The 19,595-nt window shown below is 39.7% G+C and carries 16 protein-coding genes and 1 tRNA gene; 6 read left to right on the forward strand and 11 right to left on the reverse strand.

Going from position 1 to position 19,595, the window contains the following annotated elements:
• The first annotated feature begins 22 nt into the window (after positions 1 to 22).
• Positions 23 to 1,255, forward strand: coding sequence for an MFS transporter (locus FL972_RS15320; protein ID WP_144606640.1), 1,233 nt, complete (start codon positions 23 to 25; stop codon positions 1,253 to 1,255).
• Positions 1,256 to 1,284: 29 nt separating this feature from the next.
• On the opposite strand, the gene FL972_RS15325 is transcribed toward FL972_RS15320, so the two are convergent.
• Positions 1,285 to 1,542, reverse strand: a complete 258-nt coding sequence (locus tag FL972_RS15325; RefSeq protein ID WP_144606642.1) for a hypothetical protein — start codon at positions 1,540 to 1,542, stop codon at positions 1,285 to 1,287.
• A gap of 354 nt (positions 1,543 to 1,896) precedes the next feature.
• Positions 1,897 to 1,970 (reverse strand) — tRNA-Arg (locus tag FL972_RS15330).
• A gap of 271 nt (positions 1,971 to 2,241) precedes the next feature.
• On the opposite strand from FL972_RS15330, the gene FL972_RS15335 reads away from it, so the two are divergent.
• The gene (locus FL972_RS15335) at positions 2,242 to 2,988 is read left to right on the forward strand and encodes a porin family protein (protein WP_144606644.1); all 747 of its coding nucleotides are present in this window, start codon (positions 2,242 to 2,244) and stop codon (positions 2,986 to 2,988) included.
• Between the two features lie 49 nt (positions 2,989 to 3,037).
• On the opposite strand, the gene FL972_RS15340 is transcribed toward FL972_RS15335, so the two are convergent.
• Both FL972_RS15340 and rpoN read right to left on the reverse strand, forming a co-directional pair.
• Positions 3,038 to 3,658 (reverse strand): phosphatase PAP2 family protein, encoded by a 621-nt coding sequence (locus tag FL972_RS15340; RefSeq protein WP_144606646.1) that lies wholly within the window; start codon positions 3,656 to 3,658, stop codon positions 3,038 to 3,040.
• On the reverse strand, positions 3,658 to 5,112 hold the full coding sequence (rpoN, locus tag FL972_RS15345) for an RNA polymerase factor sigma-54 (protein ID WP_144606648.1): 1,455 nt from the start codon (positions 5,110 to 5,112) through the stop codon (positions 3,658 to 3,660). The genes FL972_RS15340 and rpoN overlap by 1 nt, the downstream gene beginning before the upstream one ends.
• 175 nt (positions 5,113 to 5,287) lie before the next feature.
• On the opposite strand from rpoN, the gene asnS reads away from it, so the two are divergent.
• Positions 5,288 to 6,739, forward strand: coding sequence for an asparagine--tRNA ligase (asnS, locus tag FL972_RS15350; protein WP_144606650.1), 1,452 nt, complete (start codon positions 5,288 to 5,290; stop codon positions 6,737 to 6,739).
• A 34-nt stretch (positions 6,740 to 6,773) separates the two neighbouring features.
• On the opposite strand, the gene FL972_RS15355 is transcribed toward asnS, so the two are convergent.
• The 7 genes from FL972_RS15355 to FL972_RS15385 all read right to left on the reverse strand — a co-directional run bounded on the left by FL972_RS15355 (position 6,774) and on the right by FL972_RS15385 (position 13,246).
• On the reverse strand, positions 6,774 to 7,961 hold the full coding sequence (locus tag FL972_RS15355) for an MFS transporter (RefSeq protein ID WP_144606652.1): 1,188 nt from the start codon (positions 7,959 to 7,961) through the stop codon (positions 6,774 to 6,776).
• A 61-nt stretch (positions 7,962 to 8,022) separates the two neighbouring features.
• The gene (locus tag FL972_RS15360; protein WP_144606654.1) at positions 8,023 to 9,495 is read right to left on the reverse strand and encodes an NAD(P)H-hydrate dehydratase; all 1,473 of its coding nucleotides are present in this window, start codon (positions 9,493 to 9,495) and stop codon (positions 8,023 to 8,025) included.
• Between the two features lie 3 nt (positions 9,496 to 9,498).
• The gene (locus tag FL972_RS15365; protein ID WP_144606656.1) at positions 9,499 to 10,812 is read right to left on the reverse strand and encodes an MFS transporter; all 1,314 of its coding nucleotides are present in this window, start codon (positions 10,810 to 10,812) and stop codon (positions 9,499 to 9,501) included.
• Positions 10,813 to 10,955: 143 nt separating this feature from the next.
• Positions 10,956 to 11,420 (reverse strand): ExbD/TolR family protein, encoded by a 465-nt coding sequence (locus tag FL972_RS15370; RefSeq protein ID WP_091648824.1) that lies wholly within the window; start codon positions 11,418 to 11,420, stop codon positions 10,956 to 10,958.
• A gap of 1 nt (position 11,421) precedes the next feature.
• Positions 11,422 to 12,051, reverse strand: a complete 630-nt coding sequence (locus FL972_RS15375) for an ExbD/TolR family protein (protein WP_144606658.1) — start codon at positions 12,049 to 12,051, stop codon at positions 11,422 to 11,424.
• 2 nt (positions 12,052 to 12,053) lie between these two features.
• Positions 12,054 to 12,383, reverse strand: a complete 330-nt coding sequence (locus FL972_RS15380) for a hypothetical protein (protein ID WP_144606660.1) — start codon at positions 12,381 to 12,383, stop codon at positions 12,054 to 12,056.
• Between the two features lie 56 nt (positions 12,384 to 12,439).
• Positions 12,440 to 13,246 carry a MotA/TolQ/ExbB proton channel family protein gene (locus FL972_RS15385; RefSeq protein WP_144606662.1) on the reverse strand — a complete coding sequence of 269 codons (807 nt, stop codon included), beginning with the start codon at positions 13,244 to 13,246 and terminating at the stop codon, positions 12,440 to 12,442.
• A gap of 639 nt (positions 13,247 to 13,885) precedes the next feature.
• Between FL972_RS15385 and FL972_RS15390 the strand changes: the two genes are divergently transcribed.
• The 3 genes from FL972_RS15390 to FL972_RS15400 are packed head-to-tail and all read left to right on the forward strand — an operon-like array spanning position 13,886 to position 19,549.
• Positions 13,886 to 17,284, forward strand: coding sequence for a hypothetical protein (locus FL972_RS15390; RefSeq protein ID WP_144606664.1), 3,399 nt, complete (start codon positions 13,886 to 13,888; stop codon positions 17,282 to 17,284).
• Positions 17,285 to 17,288: 4 nt separating this feature from the next.
• Positions 17,289 to 18,536 (forward strand): glycosyl hydrolase family 17 protein, encoded by a 1,248-nt coding sequence (locus FL972_RS15395; protein WP_144606666.1) that lies wholly within the window; start codon positions 17,289 to 17,291, stop codon positions 18,534 to 18,536.
• An 8-nt stretch (positions 18,537 to 18,544) separates the two neighbouring features.
• Positions 18,545 to 19,549 (forward strand): glycoside hydrolase family 2 TIM barrel-domain containing protein, encoded by a 1,005-nt coding sequence (locus FL972_RS15400; RefSeq protein ID WP_144606668.1) that lies wholly within the window; start codon positions 18,545 to 18,547, stop codon positions 19,547 to 19,549.
• Positions 19,550 to 19,595: the final 46 nt, after the last annotated feature.

The raw sequence follows: 19,595 nt of genomic DNA on the forward strand, positions 1-19,595 counted from the left end.
CTAAATCCAAAAAACCTATTCTATGACTCAAGCTATTAACCGTAACGCGCTCTTCAATGCAAGCTGTCTCGCGCTGATTACCACGGCCTTTACCTTTGCAATCCGTGCTGGAATTCTTCCGCAACTCGGAGAGGAATTTGGGCTTAGTGCCGAGCAACTTGGTTTCATCAACTCCATGTGGTTCTTAGGCTTCCCGATTTCCATGATTCTGGGAGGGTTGTTTTACCACTCAGTAGGTCCAAAAATCATCATGAACATTGCTTTCGTAACCCACACAGTGGGTATTCTGATGACAATCTTTGCAGATGGTTACACTACACTATTGATTTCCACCCTGTTTATAGGCTTCGGTAATGGATGTACAGAAGCTGCCTGTAACCCAATGATTGCTGACATGTACACTGGAGTTACCATGAATAAAATGCTAAACAGATTCCATATGTGGTTCCCTGGTGGTATCGTTCTTGGCTCTCTTATTTCAAAGTTCATGACCGATGCTGGATTTGGCTGGGAAGCTCAAATTTGGGTTATGATGGTGCCTACCGTTGCCTATGCCGTTCTATTCTTTGGAAAAGCCTTCCCTAAACCAACCGTCGAAGGAGTTACTTCTGTAACCAGCAACCTGAAAGCGATGATCAGTCCGCTCTATATTTTCCTTTTCATTTGTATGGCTTTGACAGCTATCACAGAGTTTGGTACCCAACAATGGGCAAATGTGGTTTTGGATAGCTCAGGAGCTAGTGGCATGTTGATTCTTGCTCTTACCACCGGTGTAATGGCTGTAGGAAGATTCTTCGCAGGTCCAGTAGTTGGTAAGCTGGGTCAAACCGGAGTACTTCTAGGAGGAGCAATTTTCGCAACTATCGGTATTTACTTGTTTAGCATTGTTACTGGCCCAATGGCTTACGTTGCGGCATTTATCTTTGCTATTGGAGTATGTTACTTCTGGCCTGTAATGGTAGGTGCAGTAGCTCAAAGAGTACCTCTTAGTGGGGCCTTGGGTATGTCTATCATAGGTGGTGTCGGAATGTTCTCTACTGCGATTTGGCAACCTGTCATCGGTAGCTGGATTGATTCTGCAAGAGCCTCCAATTTAGCAGCGGGTCTTAGTGGTGCTGAATTAGAATTGGCAACCGGCCAGGAAACTCTTCTCAAGCTTACCATTTTCCCATCCATATTAATTGTGCTATTCATTATCTTATTTATCTGGCAAAAGAACTCCAAAAATGTTCCTTCGGTCACAGCAGCACACTAAAAGATAAAAGCAGCCTTCGGGCTGCTTTTTTATTGACAGGAGTAACTTTCGTATTCTTCTCTAAAAAGAGACCATAGCTTTCCATTTTCATCTCTATAAGTTATTGCCTCAGTTCGAATGGTCACTTCCAAACTATAGGGAGTTTCTATGACTGTACCATCTACCAACAAAATGGTACATGGCCCGTCAATTCGCTTAATATCTTTTAAGCCGATATCTTGCAGCCAGCTGTCGCAAGATGAAAAAAAGAGAATGAAAATAATGATGAAATTTCTAGCTATGCGCATATACTTACTAAACTACTCCTAAAGTAAGTAGAACATCTGAAAAAAAGAAAATACCCTATTCAGTGAAGGGCTTTATGAAACCTGCCAACTTTGAAAATTTCTTGGCTTCGTATCACGTCTTTCAAAAATAAAATGCTCCAGGTATCTGAAAAATTTATCAGTGCTAAAAACAAAAAGCCCAACCTTGATGGGTTAAGCTTTACTTTAGTGTGACCTCGTCAGAGCTTGTCCCGCAAAGCGGGAATTCAAACTTGAAACCTCCTCCTTTAAAAATCAAAAATATCCTAGCAGATAATAAGGCTTTAGGTTGAAATAAAAAAGCCCAACCTTGATGGGTTGAGCTTTACTTTAGTGTGACCTCGTCAGGATTCAAACCTGAAACCTCCTGAGCCGTAATCAGGTGCTCTATTCAGTTGAGCTACGAGGCCGAAATGGTTTGCAAAGGTACTTATAAATCGATTTTTTCCAAATATCTATCTGAAGCTTTTTTACAAAGGTAGAGGAGGAACTCATTTCGACACTTAAGAATTATTAAGAGCAAAAACAGGTTAATTCCTCAGGGATTTTCTATTTTTGCCCGCAATACATTGTAATTAAGCACTCTTTTAATTCAATTGAGCACAAAGGCAGTCAAACCATCATTCAAGACTACCCGCCATGCAAGATTACATGTGACTATTGAAAAACATTAACCAATACATGAAAAAATTATTTATAGTCCTTTTAGCATTTTCAATTGGCCCATTCGCGCTTGCTCAAGAAACAGTACAGAAACCAAAAGTTCCTGTAGGCGGAAGACCCAATATTCCAGCTGATCTAGTTGTAGAATTTGGATTCAATGTGCTCAATAACCGACCTGAGGATATGAGTACAGGTTTTTTTGGATCCCGAACGCTCAATATCTACTACCAATATCCTATTTCAGTATTCGGTGCTAATTCCGGTTTCACTTTAGATCCTGGATTTGGTATTGGTACAGACAAATTGGCTTTTAATGATGAGATGAATCTTTTCAATGATCCTTCTAATGGCCCTGAGTCCAGTGATTTCCTGGAGTTGACAGATGTATTTGGGGATGATATCTCAGTAGACAAGAATGTTTTCTCGCTGAACTATTTCGAAATACCTCTTGACCTGACTTACCATGTCAATAGAAATAATTACACTAAAGGATTTCGGGTAAGTGTAGGTGGAAAAGTTGGCTTCCTTTATAATGCCCATTCCAAAATCAAATACACAGATGAGGATGGTTTGACCAGAAAAATCAAAGACTCTCAGAATTATGGCTTAGAGAAATTGAGATATGGCCTAACCCTAAAAGCAGGTTCTCCAGGATTCTATGCTTGGAGCTATTTTGGACTCAACAGGTTATTCCAAGAGGGGCAAGGTCCGGCTGCTAACCAATCACAGCAAATTAGTTTTGGAATTGCAGTGAATCTATTCTAAGCTTTGAATTAATTATAAGAAGAAGCCGGGTTTTTCAATCCGGTTTTTTTTATCCCCAAACCCAAAGAAATCCCCAAAAGCAGGTAAAAAAACCATAGAAAAAGCCAACATAAACCTCCATGGGATTATGGGCATTCAAAAACAATCTTGAAGTACCAACCACTCCAGCCAGCAATAAAGCACCTAATAAAGGGTAAAGTATGGCGAAATTCGGGAAATTCATTCCTAAGACAACTACCAACGCTAAAAGCCCTCCTACCCCAGTCATATGAGCTGACATCTTCCAAAAAAAGGTGACTATCGTTAAGATCACCACAACCGCAGTAATTACTGCCAAGGATTGCCATAATATGGGGTCTAATTCAGACATCTCAAACATGAAATAGACCGTCATCAAAAAATATACTGAAGTCACACAAAAAGGAATCAGTCGGTCTTTGATATCGATCATATGAAGACTCTTCACTGTACCACTAAGTCTCAGTCCAAGTATCGTAATCATTGGAATAGCTAAAGTGGATAACATGATCAAATAAAAGATCCTGACTTTAAATTCAAAAGGAACACTACTTGCCTCGGGTACCACAAAAAGAATCATACCAAAAACCAGTGTTGGTATAATCAATGGCTGGAAAATAACCGAAATAATCAGCGCTAGACTTCTCCCCACTACAGTTCTTTTCTAAGTCTCGCCACTGGAATCTGTAATTGCTCTCTGTATTTGGCAACAGTTCTTCTGGCTATATTATATCCTTTTTTATTCAGCATTTTCACAAGCTTATCATCTGAAAGCGGTCTCTTTTTATCCTCTTCATCTACCATAGCCTGCAATACAGATTTCACCTCCCTATTGCTGACATCTTCCCCACTATCAGTAGCGATACCTTCAGAAAAGAAATACTTTAAAGGATAAACGCCAAATTCTGTTTGAATGGATTTACTGTTGGCAACTCTGGAAACAGTTGAGATATCCATGTCTATTTTTTCGGCTATATCTTTCAGAATCATCGGACGTAAGTTCGTTTCATCCCCATCCAAAAAGAATTCTTTTTGATATTGTAAAATAGCCTCCATGGTTCTCAATAAAGTATTTTGACGTTGTTTGATCGCATCGATAAACCATTTAGCAGCATCTAATTTCTGCTTCACAAAAGTGACTGTCTCCTTCAGTTTTTTGTCCTTTTTGTCAGATTTATCATAGGCATCAAACATATCCGCATATGATCTGGATATTCTTAACTCAGGAGCGTTCTTGGAGTTCAAACTTATTTCCAATTTCCCTGAATTATTGGTCAAAATAAAATCCGGTATGATGTACTGCGTACGAACTAATCCCTCGGAAACTCCTCCCGGCTTAGGATTTAACTTAGTAATCAAGTTGACAGCATCCTTGATCTCGTCTTCATTCAAATCGCATTTTCGCTGGATCTTGGAGTAGTGCTTTTTGGTAAACTCTTCAAAGCAATCATGCATGATTCGTAAGGCATGCTGAACTGTGGGATCCTCTGGATGCTCTTTTCTTTCTAATTGCAGAATGAGGCATTCTTGAAGATTTCTTGAAGCAATTCCAGCGGGATCAAAAGTTTGAATCTTTCGCAGAATTTCCTCTAACTCATCTATATCCGTCTCTATATTTTGGCTAAAAGCCAAATCATTGATAATGGCCTCCAAATCCCTACGGATATATCCATCATTTTCAATGCTTCCTATCAGCTGCTGCCCGATTATTTTTTGTCTTTCATCAAGCTTTAGATAGTTGAGTTGCTGAATTAACAATTCATGCAAAGACGCTTGGGAAGAAATAGGAATCTCCCGATCTTCTTCATCCGAATTGTAATTCCCGTCGCCCTGCATTTTATATCCACCGTACTCATCATCCAGATAATCATCCAGATTTAGATCTCTATCATCAGATCCAAGGTCCTCATCGTAGGAGTCCTCATATTCTTCTTGACCTGGGTCTTCTTTCTCGTCTTTTCCTTCTTCCAATGCTGGATTAACCTCCAATTCTTCCTCAATTCTGGCATCCAATTCTGCTGTAGGAACCTGCAACAGCTTGATAAACTGTATCTGCTGTGGAGAAAGCTTCTGTGAAAGTGACTGGCTAAGATTTAGCTTTTGCATTGGAAATTGAGTAAAACCTGCATTTTGGGTTCAAAAAAGGACTTTTTCAGAAAAAAAGCCCTGAATTCAAAGTTAGGAAAAACAAGCAAATTTTTGATAAAAAGCTTATTTAATCGTTTTTTTGCAGACTATAAAAAATTCGGCTATCAGCCTTATTTGAAACCAAAACGAAATCATGGCATTCAACAAGCGGGTAAAAATCAAAACCATTTTAGAGCAGGGTCTAATAGGCAGTGAAATCACATTAATGGGCTGGGTTCGTACTAAGCGATCCAATAAAAATGTTTCCTTTATTGCCATGAATGACGGGTCTATCATTACCAATTACCAAGTGGTGGCTGATCCAAATTTCATTTCGGATGATGTTCTGAAAAAATGCACAACTGGAGCCTGTCTCAAAATCACAGGAACAGTGGTTGAATCTCAAGGTGCAGGGCAATCCTCAGAATTGAATGCGAAGAGCATAGAAGTTTTGGGTGAGGCGGATCCAGAGAAGTATCCTTTACAGCCAAAAAAACACTCCCTTGAATTCTTGCGTGAAATCGCTCACTTGAGAATGCGTACAAATACATTTGGTGCAGTTTTCAGAGTAAGACATGCTTTGGCATTTGCAGTGCACCAATATTTCAATGATAAGGGTTTTTTCTATATCCATACTCCTATCATCACCGCTTCTGATGCGGAAGGTGCAGGGGAAACATTCAAGGTAACCACTCTGGATATTGGAAATCCTCCAAAAACCGAAGATGGAAAAGTGGACTTCAAGCAAGATTTCTTTGAAAGAGAAGCTAATTTGACTGTATCTGGCCAATTGGAAGGGGAGTTGGCTGCTATGGCGCTTTCTGAAATTTACACTTTTGGACCTACTTTCAGAGCAGAAAATTCCAACACAACCCGCCACTTAGCTGAATTCTGGATGATTGAGCCTGAAATGGCTTTCTATGATGCAGAAGATAACGCAGATTTAGCCGAAGACTTCCTTAAATATTTGATCCGATATGCTTTGGATCATTGCCAGGAAGATTTACAATTCTTGGAATCCAGATTATTGGATGAAGAAAAATCTAAGCCGCAAGATCAGCGTTCAGAAATGAGCTTGCTGGAAAAATTGAACTTTGTGGTAGACAATGAATTTGTTCGTATTTCATATACTGAGGCTATCGATATTCTAAGAAACTCCAATCCTAATAAGAAGAAGAAATTCCAATATCTAATTGAATCCTGGGGAGCTGACCTTCAATCAGAACACGAGCGATATTTGGTAGAAAAGCATTTCAAAAAACCTGTAATTCTGACAGACTATCCGAAAGAAATCAAGTCTTTCTATATGCGTCAAAATGAGGATGGAAAGACAGTTGCCGCTATGGATATCCTTTTCCCGGGGATAGGGGAGATTGTCGGAGGTTCTCAAAGGGAAGAAAGGCTGGATGTGCTCCTTCAAAGAATGGATGAAATGAACATTCCAAAAGAGGAAATGTGGTGGTTCTTAGATACAAGAAGATTCGGAGCTACACCTCATGCAGGCTTTGGATTGGGCTTCGAAAGAATGGTTCAGTTTGTAACAGGAATGGGAAATATCCGGGATGTGATAGCATTCCCAAGAACTCCAGGAAACGCAGAATTTTAATTCATTCAAAAAAACCGTCCAAGTGACGGTTTTTTTATGCCACCACTTTCACCCTTCTCGCCAAAGGAATACATAGCAAGCTGAAGAAAATGGCGATATATCCGACCAAATTAAAATTAGTCAATTCTCCTGCTGCATTTTCTCCAATTATGAGCCCTGCAATTAAAGATGCCAAACCCGTAGCCAATTGTTGAATCGCTGAATTAAAGCTTAAAAAACTTCCCCTATTTTCAGGTCGCGCGGTGCCCGTAATAATTGCTGCAGCGGGTACATATCGTCCATTGGAAGTCACAAAAAACATTGTCGACACCAATAACACATAAGGAATGGGCGTAACTCCTAAATTGGTAATTATCGCAATTGGAACCACATTCAGGGTCATGAAAATCGTAAAAATCCGGAGTTTCCCATACTTGTCAGACATCTTCCCAACCCAAGGAGAGGTAAAAATAGTAAAGGCTCCACCAGCCATGTAGATATAGGTTAACTGCATTTCCGTAAAGCCAACATTAGCCACTGTGTAAGGACTCAAAAAGGGAATGATCATAAACTGCCCAAACATCATCATTACAGAAAGAGTGATTGCCCGCATTTGATTAGGGTTGCTTGTCACTCTGCGAACCACTTCCAAGGGATGAGGCCTGACAATTTCTTTTCCAAGATGCTCAGTGATATTGGGAACGTAATGGAAAATCATTCCTAAGCTAATTACAGACAAGCCTGTTAAGATATAAAATGGGGTATGCCAGTCCGACAAACTAGCTAAAAACAAACCTAAAGGAACACCTAAAACAGAAGCAACTGAAAAAGCAGCCATAACCAATCCCATGGCTCTTCCCCTTCTTGCATCTGGAATAACATCGCCAATAATTGCTAAAATCAGAGCGGAAGTCAGCCCTCCAAAAAGACCCGAAACAATCCTTGCGGATAATAAAATCGGGTAAGTTGGTGACAATGCGCAGCCTAGGGTAGCAACAGAGAATCCTACATAAACCCAAAGCAAAATCTTTTTTCTATCGAATCGATCTAGAAAGAATGCTCCAAAAAAACTGGAAATACCTGCGCTAAAAGTATAGGAAGATACCAGCAGTCCAAATTCCCGGGGAGATATCTCAAACACACGCATCAACTGCGGACCTAAAGGCATCAAAATCATAAAATCCACAATGTGGATAAAATTGATAGCTGCCAAAGTCCAAAGCAGTAATTTTTCCTTCTTCATCAAAATTGCTTTAGCCTTGAACCACAAGAAAAAAAATAAAGTTTGCTATTACTATGTTAAATCAGGAAATACCCAAATAAAAATAGGTTTCCGGGATCGACTCAATGATGTCACCTGCTATGGTTCCTCTACCTTTTCGTTTTCCCGCCAACTCACCAGCCAATCCATGATGAAAAACCCCGCAAACTGCCGCTGATTCCGGACTATATCCCATTCCCAAGTAAGCAGTAATCATTCCAGTGAGAATATCACCTGCTCCTCCTGTAGCCATAAATTGAGTACCTGTGCTATTGACCAATTGTCTTCCATCCGGTGTGGAGATTACAGTATTTGCTCCTTTTAAAATCAAGATCAATTGATGTTTTATCGCAAAGTCTTTGGCTTGCATCATTCTTTCCTGATGATTAGCCGCTGCCCCAACCAATCTTTGAAACTCTCCTATATGCGGAGTAAGAATTGAGTTCTTCGGTACCAAAGGAATCAATTCCGGAAATTTTGCCAAAATATTGATCCCGTCTGCATCCAAAACAATCGGGAAATGAAAGTCTTTCAGCAAGGCCTCCAATTGATTCTTTCTACTTTCTATGCCCCAGCCTGGACCTATCCCGACCGCATCATAATAGTCAGCATTGGGAATCAGCCCCCAATTACACATCGCCTCCGGTAAAGCAGCCTGAATACTGAGTCTTTCACTTTCTTCTATATGACAAGTGACCAGTCCTGAACCTGTCCGTAATGCACTCTTGGCCGCCAAAATAATGGCTCCCATTTTTCCATGTCCGCCTCCTACCAACAGGATTTTACCGAAATCTCCTTTATGGGAAAATCGATGGAATTTTTTATGCAAAGCAGGTATATCTTTCGCTTGAATAAAATAAAGGCTTCCTTCAAACTCCTCATACCTCGTATCGGGAATACCAATATCACATACTTCCAAATCCCCTACAGATTCCGCATTTTCAGGAAGGATCAATGCAAGTTTTGGAAAAGCAAAACTCACTGTCACATCTGCCTGAAAAGAAAGCTTTAGACTAACCCCTTCCGAAGGAAGGCCCGACGGAATATCTATAGCAATTTTTTTCCCCTGAAGAGAATTCATCCTTCCTATAATTGGTTTTGCGCTATCACGTAAGGGACCGCTCAACCCAACGCCTAGAAATGCATCAATGATAATACAAGGCTCTGTAGGTGCCTGAAACTCCTTGAAAAATACTTCCTTCACTTTAGTCGGAAGCATTTCAAGGTTTTTGCCGGCATCTGCACTTAATTTTGAATTATCTCCAAAGCATTTGATTACTAAAATCTTATGATTCTTTTGAGATAGTAGTCTTGCTATCGCAAAACCGTCACCTCCATTATTTCCCGACCCACAGAATATCAGAATTGGAGATTCTTTTGAGAATTCTTGCTGGTAAAACCACTTTTCAAATTCTTGGGCAGCTTTTTCCATCAATTCGTAGGAACTGATATTAGCGCTTTTGCAATGGAGTTGATCCAGTTTGGAAACACTTTCTCCTGCTAAAATCTTGATCATGATCTATACCTTTGATTGAGACAATTCCTGCTTTGGAATACTTACCAATAGCAAAAAGCCTAGGCCTACTAAGAAAAATATACCTAAAGATAAGGCACTGTTCCTCATATTCCCAGTCAGCTGTTCAATGACTCCGTAAGAAAAAGTACCCAAAACGATAGCCATTTTTTCTGTCACATCATAAAAGCTAAAAAAAGATGCGTGATCAGTGGTATTTCTTGGAATAAGCTTGGAATAAGTAGATCTCGATAAAGACTGAATTCCTCCCATGACCATCCCGACGACAAAAGCCAAGGCAAAAAACTCATAAACCGTATACACGTAATAAGCCGCAGCACAGATCCCTGTCCAGATCAATACCATAATCACCAAACTCACCTTATTCCCATATTTTTTGGATATAAAAGCAAACAGATAACTTCCTATTATGGCTACAAATTGGATGATAAGAACAGTCATGATCAATTGATCTCCTGGTAAACCCAACTCCTTATCGCCAAAGGTAGCTGCTAAATACATGGTGGTTTGTACCCCCATGGAATAGAAGAAAAATGAGGCAAGGAAGCGATTCATGACTTTAATTTCACGAATCTGGTAAAAGACCTTTTTGATCTCTTGATATCCATGAAAAAGCAATTCTCTTTTCAATTTCCTGTTGTATGGATTTTTAGGAAGAATTCTGAAGGGTATTTGCGAAAACCCAGCCCACCAAAGACCCGTGATTAAGAAAGATAACCTTGCAGCTACACCTCCATCAGGGATTCCAAATAAATGAGGCATTTGTATCATTAATAAGTTGACTACCAAAAGAATCACTGACCCAACATAGCCTAAAGCAAAACCTTTGGCACTCAATAAATCATATTCTTTTTCCTCTGATATTTCTGGCAAATAGGCATTATAAAAAACGATGCTTCCCGCGTATCCAATACTTGCGGTGATACTACAGATAATTCCCCATTCAATATTACTTGCATCAAAAAAGTACAATCCAACACAAGCTGCAGATCCCAAATAAGCGAAAAACTTCATGAACTCCAGCTTCTTCCCGCTTGAATCAGCCATACCTGATAGCAATGGGGAAATAATGGCAATGATCAAAAAAGAAAAAGAGATAGAATAAGAGTACAAGACCGTGTTAATGATCTCAAAACCAAAAAATGATACAATATCTGAATCATCCATTCCTTTGGTAACACTATTGTAATAAACAGGAAAGATGGTTGAAGTAATGACCAAACTATAGACAGAATTAGCCCAGTCATACATAGCCCAAGCATTTTGGACTTTCTTTTTATTTTTCAGGTTGGCTAGCATTGATCACAGGTATGAATTAGAAAAATACAATTTATTAGAGGATATTCTAATCTATTTTTTGTGGTCGGAAATAGGAGGAGATTCGAAAGGGCAAAAAAAAAGCTGCCTCATGATTGAAGCAGCTTTTTTGACTATTGGGTATTTTAGTCCTTTTGAACTTTACCCACAGAAGCATACAATACCCTTCGGGCATCAGCCTCTCTTAATTCAGTCTGAACGTCCGAAATTGGACCCATTTTGACATCTCTATCAATTTTCATAGAAATAGTAATCATATTTCTATCTGCTTCAGGAAGCATATCCCTTTCTTGGTTTACCCACTGAACAATATCAGCAGGAGTAAGCAAGGCATCGTTAGCTTGAACTCTAGGTTCAGAACCATAAAGGCCTGTATTTTTTGGCTTACCAATGTAGATGTAAGAAATCAATGTCTTTTTCTGCAGCTTCTGAAGCTGGGTAGCCTGAGGTATCTTCTGCTCTACCAAAATTTCCTGCTCTCTCAACACGGTTGTTACCATGAAGAAGAAAAGAAGCATGAAAATAATATCTGGTAAAGCAGAGGTTGGGATATTCTCAGAAGTCTTGGTCTTTTTGCTAAACTTTGCCATATCAACTACCAATTTTATCAGGTTCTGCAATAGAAATCGCCATTGGGATTCCTTCTTTTCCTCGGTCAATCAAAGATTGCTCTGCGTCATCTTTACCCGTTAAGGCACGATACTCGTCTGTCCTTAGATTTACCCTTTCAGCATAAATATCAAAGTAGGCTTTTTTCGCTAGGTCAAAAACCTCCAAATATCTATCATAGCTTGTTCCACGGTTGGTCTTAATAGACACAACTGCTTCACCGGGATGATCAGATGATTCAGGGTCTCTTCTAGACATCGCTTTCAGGGAAGCTGGAAGCGAATTATATAAACCTTGTGCTTCTTCATTTGGTTGCCCAAAGTTTAACACGAAGAGTTTGATCTTTTCATCTAAGCCGTCGGCTTCAGCATACTCACCTTCTACCAAAAGCTGATCATTTGCGTTGATCAATATCGTAAAGATATTACGCTCGTTTTTATCAATTTCTGGCGGAGGATTCTTAGGATCGAGTTTCGGAGGAAGTACGTTTAAGATACCTTTATCCGAAGCGATCGTCGTAGTAACGAGAAAGAAGATTAGGAGCAGGAAGGCGATGTCTGCCATCGAACCTGCATTAACCTCCTGGCTCATTCTATTTTTCTTTCTGGCCATAATTACTTAATAGCTTTATTAAATTCTGTGTATACAATACTCAATAGAGCAAGTAGAGCAAGAATGTAAGTTGTAATCAGCATTCCCCCTACAAACTGAGATCCCGCAGGAGTCAGGTTGAAAGGATCTGCCTCAAATTTCGGAAGTACTTCGTTGCTAGAAATAGAATAAGCAATGAAGAACAACACCGCGATTCCAATGATGCCAGCGGCTGTTTTTACCAAACTTTTTGGATTGTCCAAAGATTGGATCAAAGGCATCAGGATGGATACGACAGCTCCTACTGCAATGAGTAGATAGCTTCCGTATAGTAAAATATCATAAGTATCCATAATATGTCTTCTTTGGGATTAACAATTGATTGAAATTCAACAAATGCCGGTAGTTATTACTTACCAGTCAATTTGTGCTTCACTAGGATATCTACCAATGTGATAGATGCATCCTCCATGTCATTAACCAAAGAGTCAATTTTAGCCACGCAGTAGTTGTAGAACAACTGTAGGATGATCGCTACGATCAAACCAGCTACTGTGGTCAAAAGGGCGATTTTAATACCACCTGCTACAAGGGATGGAGAGATATCACCAGCTGCTTCGATAGAGTCGAATGCACCGATCATACCGATTACTGTACCCATGAAACCCAACATCGGAGCAAGGGAGATAAATAGGGAGATCCAAACAAGACCTTTTTCCAAACGTCCCATTTCTACTGAACCGTAAGAGATGATAGATTTTTCTACCATTTCGATACCTTCAGAGTATCTCATTAGACCTTGTGTAAAGATAGATGCTACAGGACCTTTAGTGCTTTTAGTAACGTCCTTTGCAGCTTCTACTCCTCCTGAAGAAAGAGCATCTTCTACTTTAGCCAACAATTTCTTAGTGTTGGTGGTAGAAAGATTCAAAGTGATGATTCTTTCCAATGCCACTGCAAGCCCCAAGATCAAACAGATCAATACTGGAGTCATGTAAATAGGATCACCTTCGATAAATTTTTCTTTTACCACTTGGTGGAAGCCTACCTCCTCAGCTACGATCTCATCATCTACGATGGCCGGAGTTGCAGCAGGTTCTGCTACAGGGGTTGTTTCTTCTTGTGCTGCAGAATCTGATTCTGCTTCTTGTGCGTTAGCGAAAACAGGCGCGAATAGGATACCTGCAAGCATGAACAAAGCGATTAACTTTCTCATAATGTGATTTTTAAATAGACTTTTGATAAAGGTTAAATGGTTTCTACACTAAAATCGAGTTTTAAAGTTATCATTTTTTATATTCAAAAAACAATGGACTCTTTTAGATTTTTTCGAAAAATTCCGCTTTTAAAGCAAGATTAAGCCAATTTTTACACGAGCGGGGAATTTTCTTGATACTTCAAAAAGAGCCGTATTCTTCTAAACTCGGCGAAAGGTTCACATTTTTAGCCAAAAGAAAAAACAATTCAACGAAAGAATTGTACCAAAAAAGGTATTCAATAAAATCTTTGGTTTTTATTAAAATATCTTTCAAAATATCAGGTCGCCTACCCTACTTCGCTTTTTCAAAGAGCGAGAGTTTATAATTAGCCTCCCATCCACTTTCTCATTAATACCCATTCAAATTGCCTTTATCAGCGATTAAATTGATTTTTTTTCAAAAGTGAAAGAATTGTGAAAGTCCTATAACATCTCAAAAGTATCATTTGCCAATCTATTGATTAATTTCAATCGACATCTAATAAAAATTATATTCAAATTTGAAATAGAAGCAAGCGAAAGTGAAAATGGCGTTTTGCCAAAGAATTTTTGCCTTCTTTTTCCCACTTAACAGAACAAACCCCTTACAAATAAAACATGGATTACGTCCAACTTGAAAACGAAGGATATTATAAAATCCCAAATATTGATTCTTTAAGACCATTCTTCATGAGTGTGGTCAGTGACTCAGATCACTGGTTGTTCATCTCCAGCAATGGAGGACTTTCAGCCGGTAGGAAAAACAGTAATTATGCTTTATTTCCCTATTACACTGATGATAAAATCACTGAGTACTATGAAATTACTGGCAATAAAAGCATTTTTAGAATTCAAGAGAGGGGTGCTTTTAAAATCTGGGAGCCCTTTTCTGACAGATATACAGGAGTATTTCGACTAACCCGAAACCTCTACAAAAATGACTTTGGCAACAAAATCATTTTTGAAGAAATCAACCATGACCTTCAGCTTCTGTTTAGCTACTCCTGGAATTTCAGTGATAAGTTCGGCTTTGTAAAAACCAGCAGATTGGTCAATCAAAGTCAAAATCCAGTTTCTCTGGAGTTGATTGACGGAATTCAAAATGTGCTACCATTTGGCGTAAATCCAGACTTGCAGCAATCAGCAAGTAATCTGGTTGACGCTTATAAAAAGACTGAAATCATATCCGATTCCCAATTAGGCCTCTTCACTCTCAGCGCCATCATCGTAGACAAAGCAGAGCCAAGTGAGGCTCTCAAAGCCAATGTGGCTTGGAATATAGGATTGAAAAATGCCCAAATTCTGCTTTCATCTCTTCAGTTGAATGCATTTAGAAAAGGAGAAGAAATTCGAGCTGAAAATGATAGACGGGCTGAAAAAGGAGCTTATCTCATTCATAAAAAGCTTGAACTTCAGCCGAATGAGGAGAAATGCTGGATGATACTTGCAGACGTGAATAAAGGCCCTTCTGCAGTAATAAACTTATCAGAATACATCAAGAAATCAGGTGATCTCCAAGCCGAAATCAAAGCTGATATTGCCCTCGGCACCAAAAACCTCAGAGCACTGACAGCGGCTGCCGATGGACTACAACTTAGCTCCGATCAACGAAGAAATTCCCGCCATTTTGCAAATGTTTTATTCAACATCATGCGGGGAGGAATATTTGATTATAACTATTCTATTGAGAAAAAGGACTTTGTTCCATACTTAGCCAAGGCGAATAAAAAAGTATTTGCTGCAAACAAACATCAAATAGAGCAGCTCCCTGAGCAATTCGCTCAGACGGAACTTCAGCAAATAGCGGAGAATAGTAAGGACAAGGATTTTAGCAGACTTTGCCTGGAATATTTACCGCTCAAGTTCAGTAGAAGGCACGGGGATCCAAGTAGGCCTTGGAACAAATTCTCCATCAATACTAGAAGTGAATCCGATGGCTCTAAGATTTTAGATTACCAGGGAAACTGGAGGGATATTTTTCAAAACTGGGAGGCTTTAGCCTATTCCTACCCTGAATTCATTGAAAGCATGATTCATAAATTTTTGAATGCGAGCACTTTCGATGGATATAATCCCTACCGCGTGACAAAAGACGGCTTTGACTGGGAAACCATTGAGCCGGATGATCCTTGGTCTTACATTGGATATTGGGGAGACCATCAGATAATCTACCTATTAAAATTCCTTGAGATTTCTGAAAAGCACTTTGCTGACAAATTATCCTCAAGTTTCAATAAGGATGTGTTTGTTTACGCCAATGTGCCTTACAAAATCAAATCCTATCAGGAAATTCTGGATAACCCGAAAGATACCATTGATTTTGACTTTGATCTAGACCAACAAATCAGAGAAAAAAGGAAACAAATTGGTGCAGATGCAGCACTGTTGAGTACCAGTAATCACGAAATTTATAAGGTAAACTTTCTGGAAAAACTCCTAGCAACCCTGCTTTCAAAAATTTCCAATTTCATACCGGAAGGGGGAATCTGGATGAATACCCAAAGACCTGAATGGAACGATGCCAATAATGCCTTAGTAGGCAATGGAGTTTCCATGGTGACCTTATATTACATCAGGAGGTTCTTATCCTTTTTTGAAAAGCTACTCCAAAAGTCAGAATTCGAATCCTCCCCCGTTTCGGAAGAATTAGTGATTTTTTTCAACGAAATAGAAGCTACTCTAAACTCCAATCAGCAGCTTTTGAAAGGGAAAATTTCTGATCAAGACAGAAAGACAGTAATGGATGGACTTGGAGAAGCAGGTAGTAGATTCAGGACTGTGATTTATGAAAATGGATTTTCAGCACAAAAAGCTCCTTTGACTAAAGCTCAGCTTCTGGAATTCACAAGACTTACATTACAATTTATTGATCATTCAATCCAAGCGAATAAAAGAAAGGATGGGCTTTATCATGCCTACAATTTGATGACTTTGGAAAATGAGCGGGAAGTGTCCATTTCCTACCTGAGTGAAATGCTGGAAGGTCAGGTAGCGGTCTTGAGCTCGGGTTACCTATCTCCGAAAGAAAGCTTGGAAGTTTTGGACTCTCTGAAGCAAAGTGAGTTGTTCAGGGAAGATCAATACAGCTACATTCTCTATCCGAATAAACAACGTCCACTGTTTGTAGATAGAAATCGGGTACCTAAAGAAGCTGTGGAAAATTCCAAGCTCCTTCAAAAACTCCTGGAAAAAGGCAATACTCAGATCGTTGAGCAGGACGTATTAGGTGATTACCATTTCAATGGCAATTTCAATAATGCAGAGAGCCTTAAAAAAGCCCTTTCTCAACTAGATTCAAGCCATCAGGAATTAGTGGAAAAGGAAAAGAAATCCTTGCTTCAAACCTTTGAATCAGTATTCAATCATAAAGCCTTTACGGGAAGATCCGGGACTTTTTATGGATACGAAGGTTTGGGCTCAATTTATTGGCATATGGTTTCCAAACTAGCCCTAGCTGCCCAAGAATGCTGTGTGCAGGCAATAGAACAAGAAGAAAACGAATCAACTATTGGGAAACTGATTGCACATTACTTTGAAATCAACGAGGGAATTGGAGTCCATAAATCACCAGAGCTTTACGGAGCATTTCCAACTGACCCGTACTCCCACACTCCAGGAGGAAGAGGAGCTCAGCAACCAGGAATGACCGGACAGGTGAAAGAAGATATTCTGACAAGATTCACAGAACTGGGAATAAAGATCCGAGATGGAAAAATTCACTTCCAACCCACTATTCTCCAAAAAGAGGAATTTCTGAACCAAGCTCAAACATTTTCTTATTTCGACCTGAATCAACAGGAAAAATCTTTAGAGATCCCCGCAAATTCTTTAGTCTTCACCTATTGTCAAGTACCAGTTGTTTATCATCTTGACCAAGAAGAAAAAATACAAGTGCATTTCTCTCAAGGGGAGTTTAAGGAAATTCCTTCTACCATTTTAGAAGAATCCCTGAGTACAAAAGTATTTCAAAGGACGGGAGAAATCACGGAAATCCATGTATTTATCACAAAACCTTAAAAGGATGAAAAATTGGCCTTCTTTGATCTTGGGTTTAGCGATGGCAATGGGCTTGATGAATTGCCAATCACAAACTCAGGAAGTGCCGGAAAAAACGGCTGCGGACATTCTGGGAAATGCGGAATACAGAGCTATTTCTTATGGTGGATACAGAGAAAAATCAAGAGATATACAGCCGACTATCGCTGAATTGAAGGAGGATTTGAAAATTCTTCAGGCAATGGGAATTAAAATTCTCCGAACCTACAATGTTCAGCTAATGGAAGCCCCCAATTTATTAAAGGCAATTGCAGAGCTGAAAAAAGAGGATTCATCCTTTGAAATGTATGTGATGCTAGGTGCCTGGATAGACTGCGAAAATGCATGGACAGATAGCCCGAATCATGAAGCCGAAAGCCCGGAAAATGCCGGAGAAATAGCCCGCGCAGTGGAATTGGCCCAGAAATACCCAGATATCGTGAAGGTAATTGCAGTCGGAAATGAGGCAATGGTCAATTGGGCGGCAAGCTACTTTGTACGCCCCAATGTAATCCTTAAATGGGTAAACCATTTACAGAACTTGAAGGCCAATGGCGAACTCTCTTCCGCTTTGTGGATTACAAGTTCGGATGATTTCGCATCATGGGGAGGCGGCGATGCATCCTACCATACTGAGGATTTGAAGGCGCTTTATCAGGCAGTGGATTATATCTCCATGCATACTTACCCTTATCATAATACTCATTATAACCCGGATTTTTGGATAGAGTCTGACAGCATGTCTAATCTATCAGAACTAGAACGGGTAGATGCTGCCATGCTTAGAGCCAGAGATTTTGCAAAAGCTCAATATGATTCAGTCACATCTTATATGAAAAGCATAGGAGTGAATAAACCTATTCACATTGGAGAGACTGGATGGGCAACCGTTTCTGATGGGTTTTATGGCCCTGAAGGATCCAAAGCAACTGATGAGTATAAACAAGCCATGTATCATGATTTAATGAGACAATGGACAGAGGCTTCGGGAATTTCCTGTTTCTATTTTGAGGCATTCGATGAGCAATGGAAAGATGCTCAGAATCCTATGGGTTCAGAAAATCACTTCGGACTGATCACCTTGGATGCCCAGGCTAAATATGCACTTTGGAAAGATGTGGATGAGGGAAAATTTGAAGGTCTTACAAGAAATGGGAAACCCATTATAAAAACCTATAACGGTAGCTTGGATTCCCTTTTAAAAGATGTGCTAGTTCCTCCAACTCAGAAATAATTTCAATCATGAAGTCCCGGATCAGAATTTTCTTCGCATTACTAGGTTTGGTCATCCTATTTCCTGCCTGCACAAACGGTCAGGTGAGAACCGAAAATCGAAAAATCATTGTCGATAATGAGGTTTATTTCATCAAAGGGATTTGTTACAATCCGGTTGAAAAGGGAGAGACCGCACGTACTTTCAAAAGGCTTCAGGAAGATCTCGCCTTGATGAAGGAAGCGGGGATCAATACCATCCGGGTCTACTCCCCTATCGAGGAAAAAGAAGTATTGGACCAAATACATGAAGCCGGATTAAAAGTCATCTTGGGCTTTGGCTACAATCAAAATGGAAAGTTTGACATTCTATCAGGAAGCTTTTTAGACTATGTAAAAAAATTTAAGGATCATCCAGCCATTCTACTTTGGGAGCTGGGAAATGAATACAATTATCATCCGGAGTGGTTCGATGGGGATATGAAAAACTGGTACAAAGCCATGAATGAGGCTGCCAAAAAAATTCATGAGACTGACCCCAATCATCCGGTGACTACTGCACACGGAGAGCTTCCGGACTCCTTGGCCTTGACGATGGGCTCTGAAATTGATGTTTGGGGCATGAATATTTACCGATGGGATCAACCGGAAACTGTTTATGAAGAATGGGCTGCAATCAGTTCTTTACCTATGTATTTTTCTGAAGCTGGGGCTGACAGTTATATGACGATTTCCAAAGAAAAATATCAAGCAGGAAGTAATGAGAAAGCTCAGGCAGATGCTACCAAGAATATATTAAAGGCCGTCTTTGACAACCAGGAAATTGGATCAGGGGTCGCCTTGTTTGCCTTTTCCGATGAATGGTGGAAAGCGGGAAATCCTGACCAACAAGATACCGGAGGTTGGGCCCCAAACAGCAGTGGAGTCCCTTATGACGGATCTCCCAATGAAGAATATTGGGGAATAGTCAGAGTAGACCGATCCAAAAAAGAAGTATTTGATATCGTAAAGAAAGCTTTTGTAGATAAGCAATAGCAAATTTGCTGAATTAACCCTAAAACCTTTAACCATCAACCCAAAA

The organism is Algoriphagus algorifonticola (assembly GCF_007655305.1).
Classification (GTDB): domain Bacteria; phylum Bacteroidota; class Bacteroidia; order Cytophagales; family Cyclobacteriaceae; genus Algoriphagus; species Algoriphagus algorifonticola.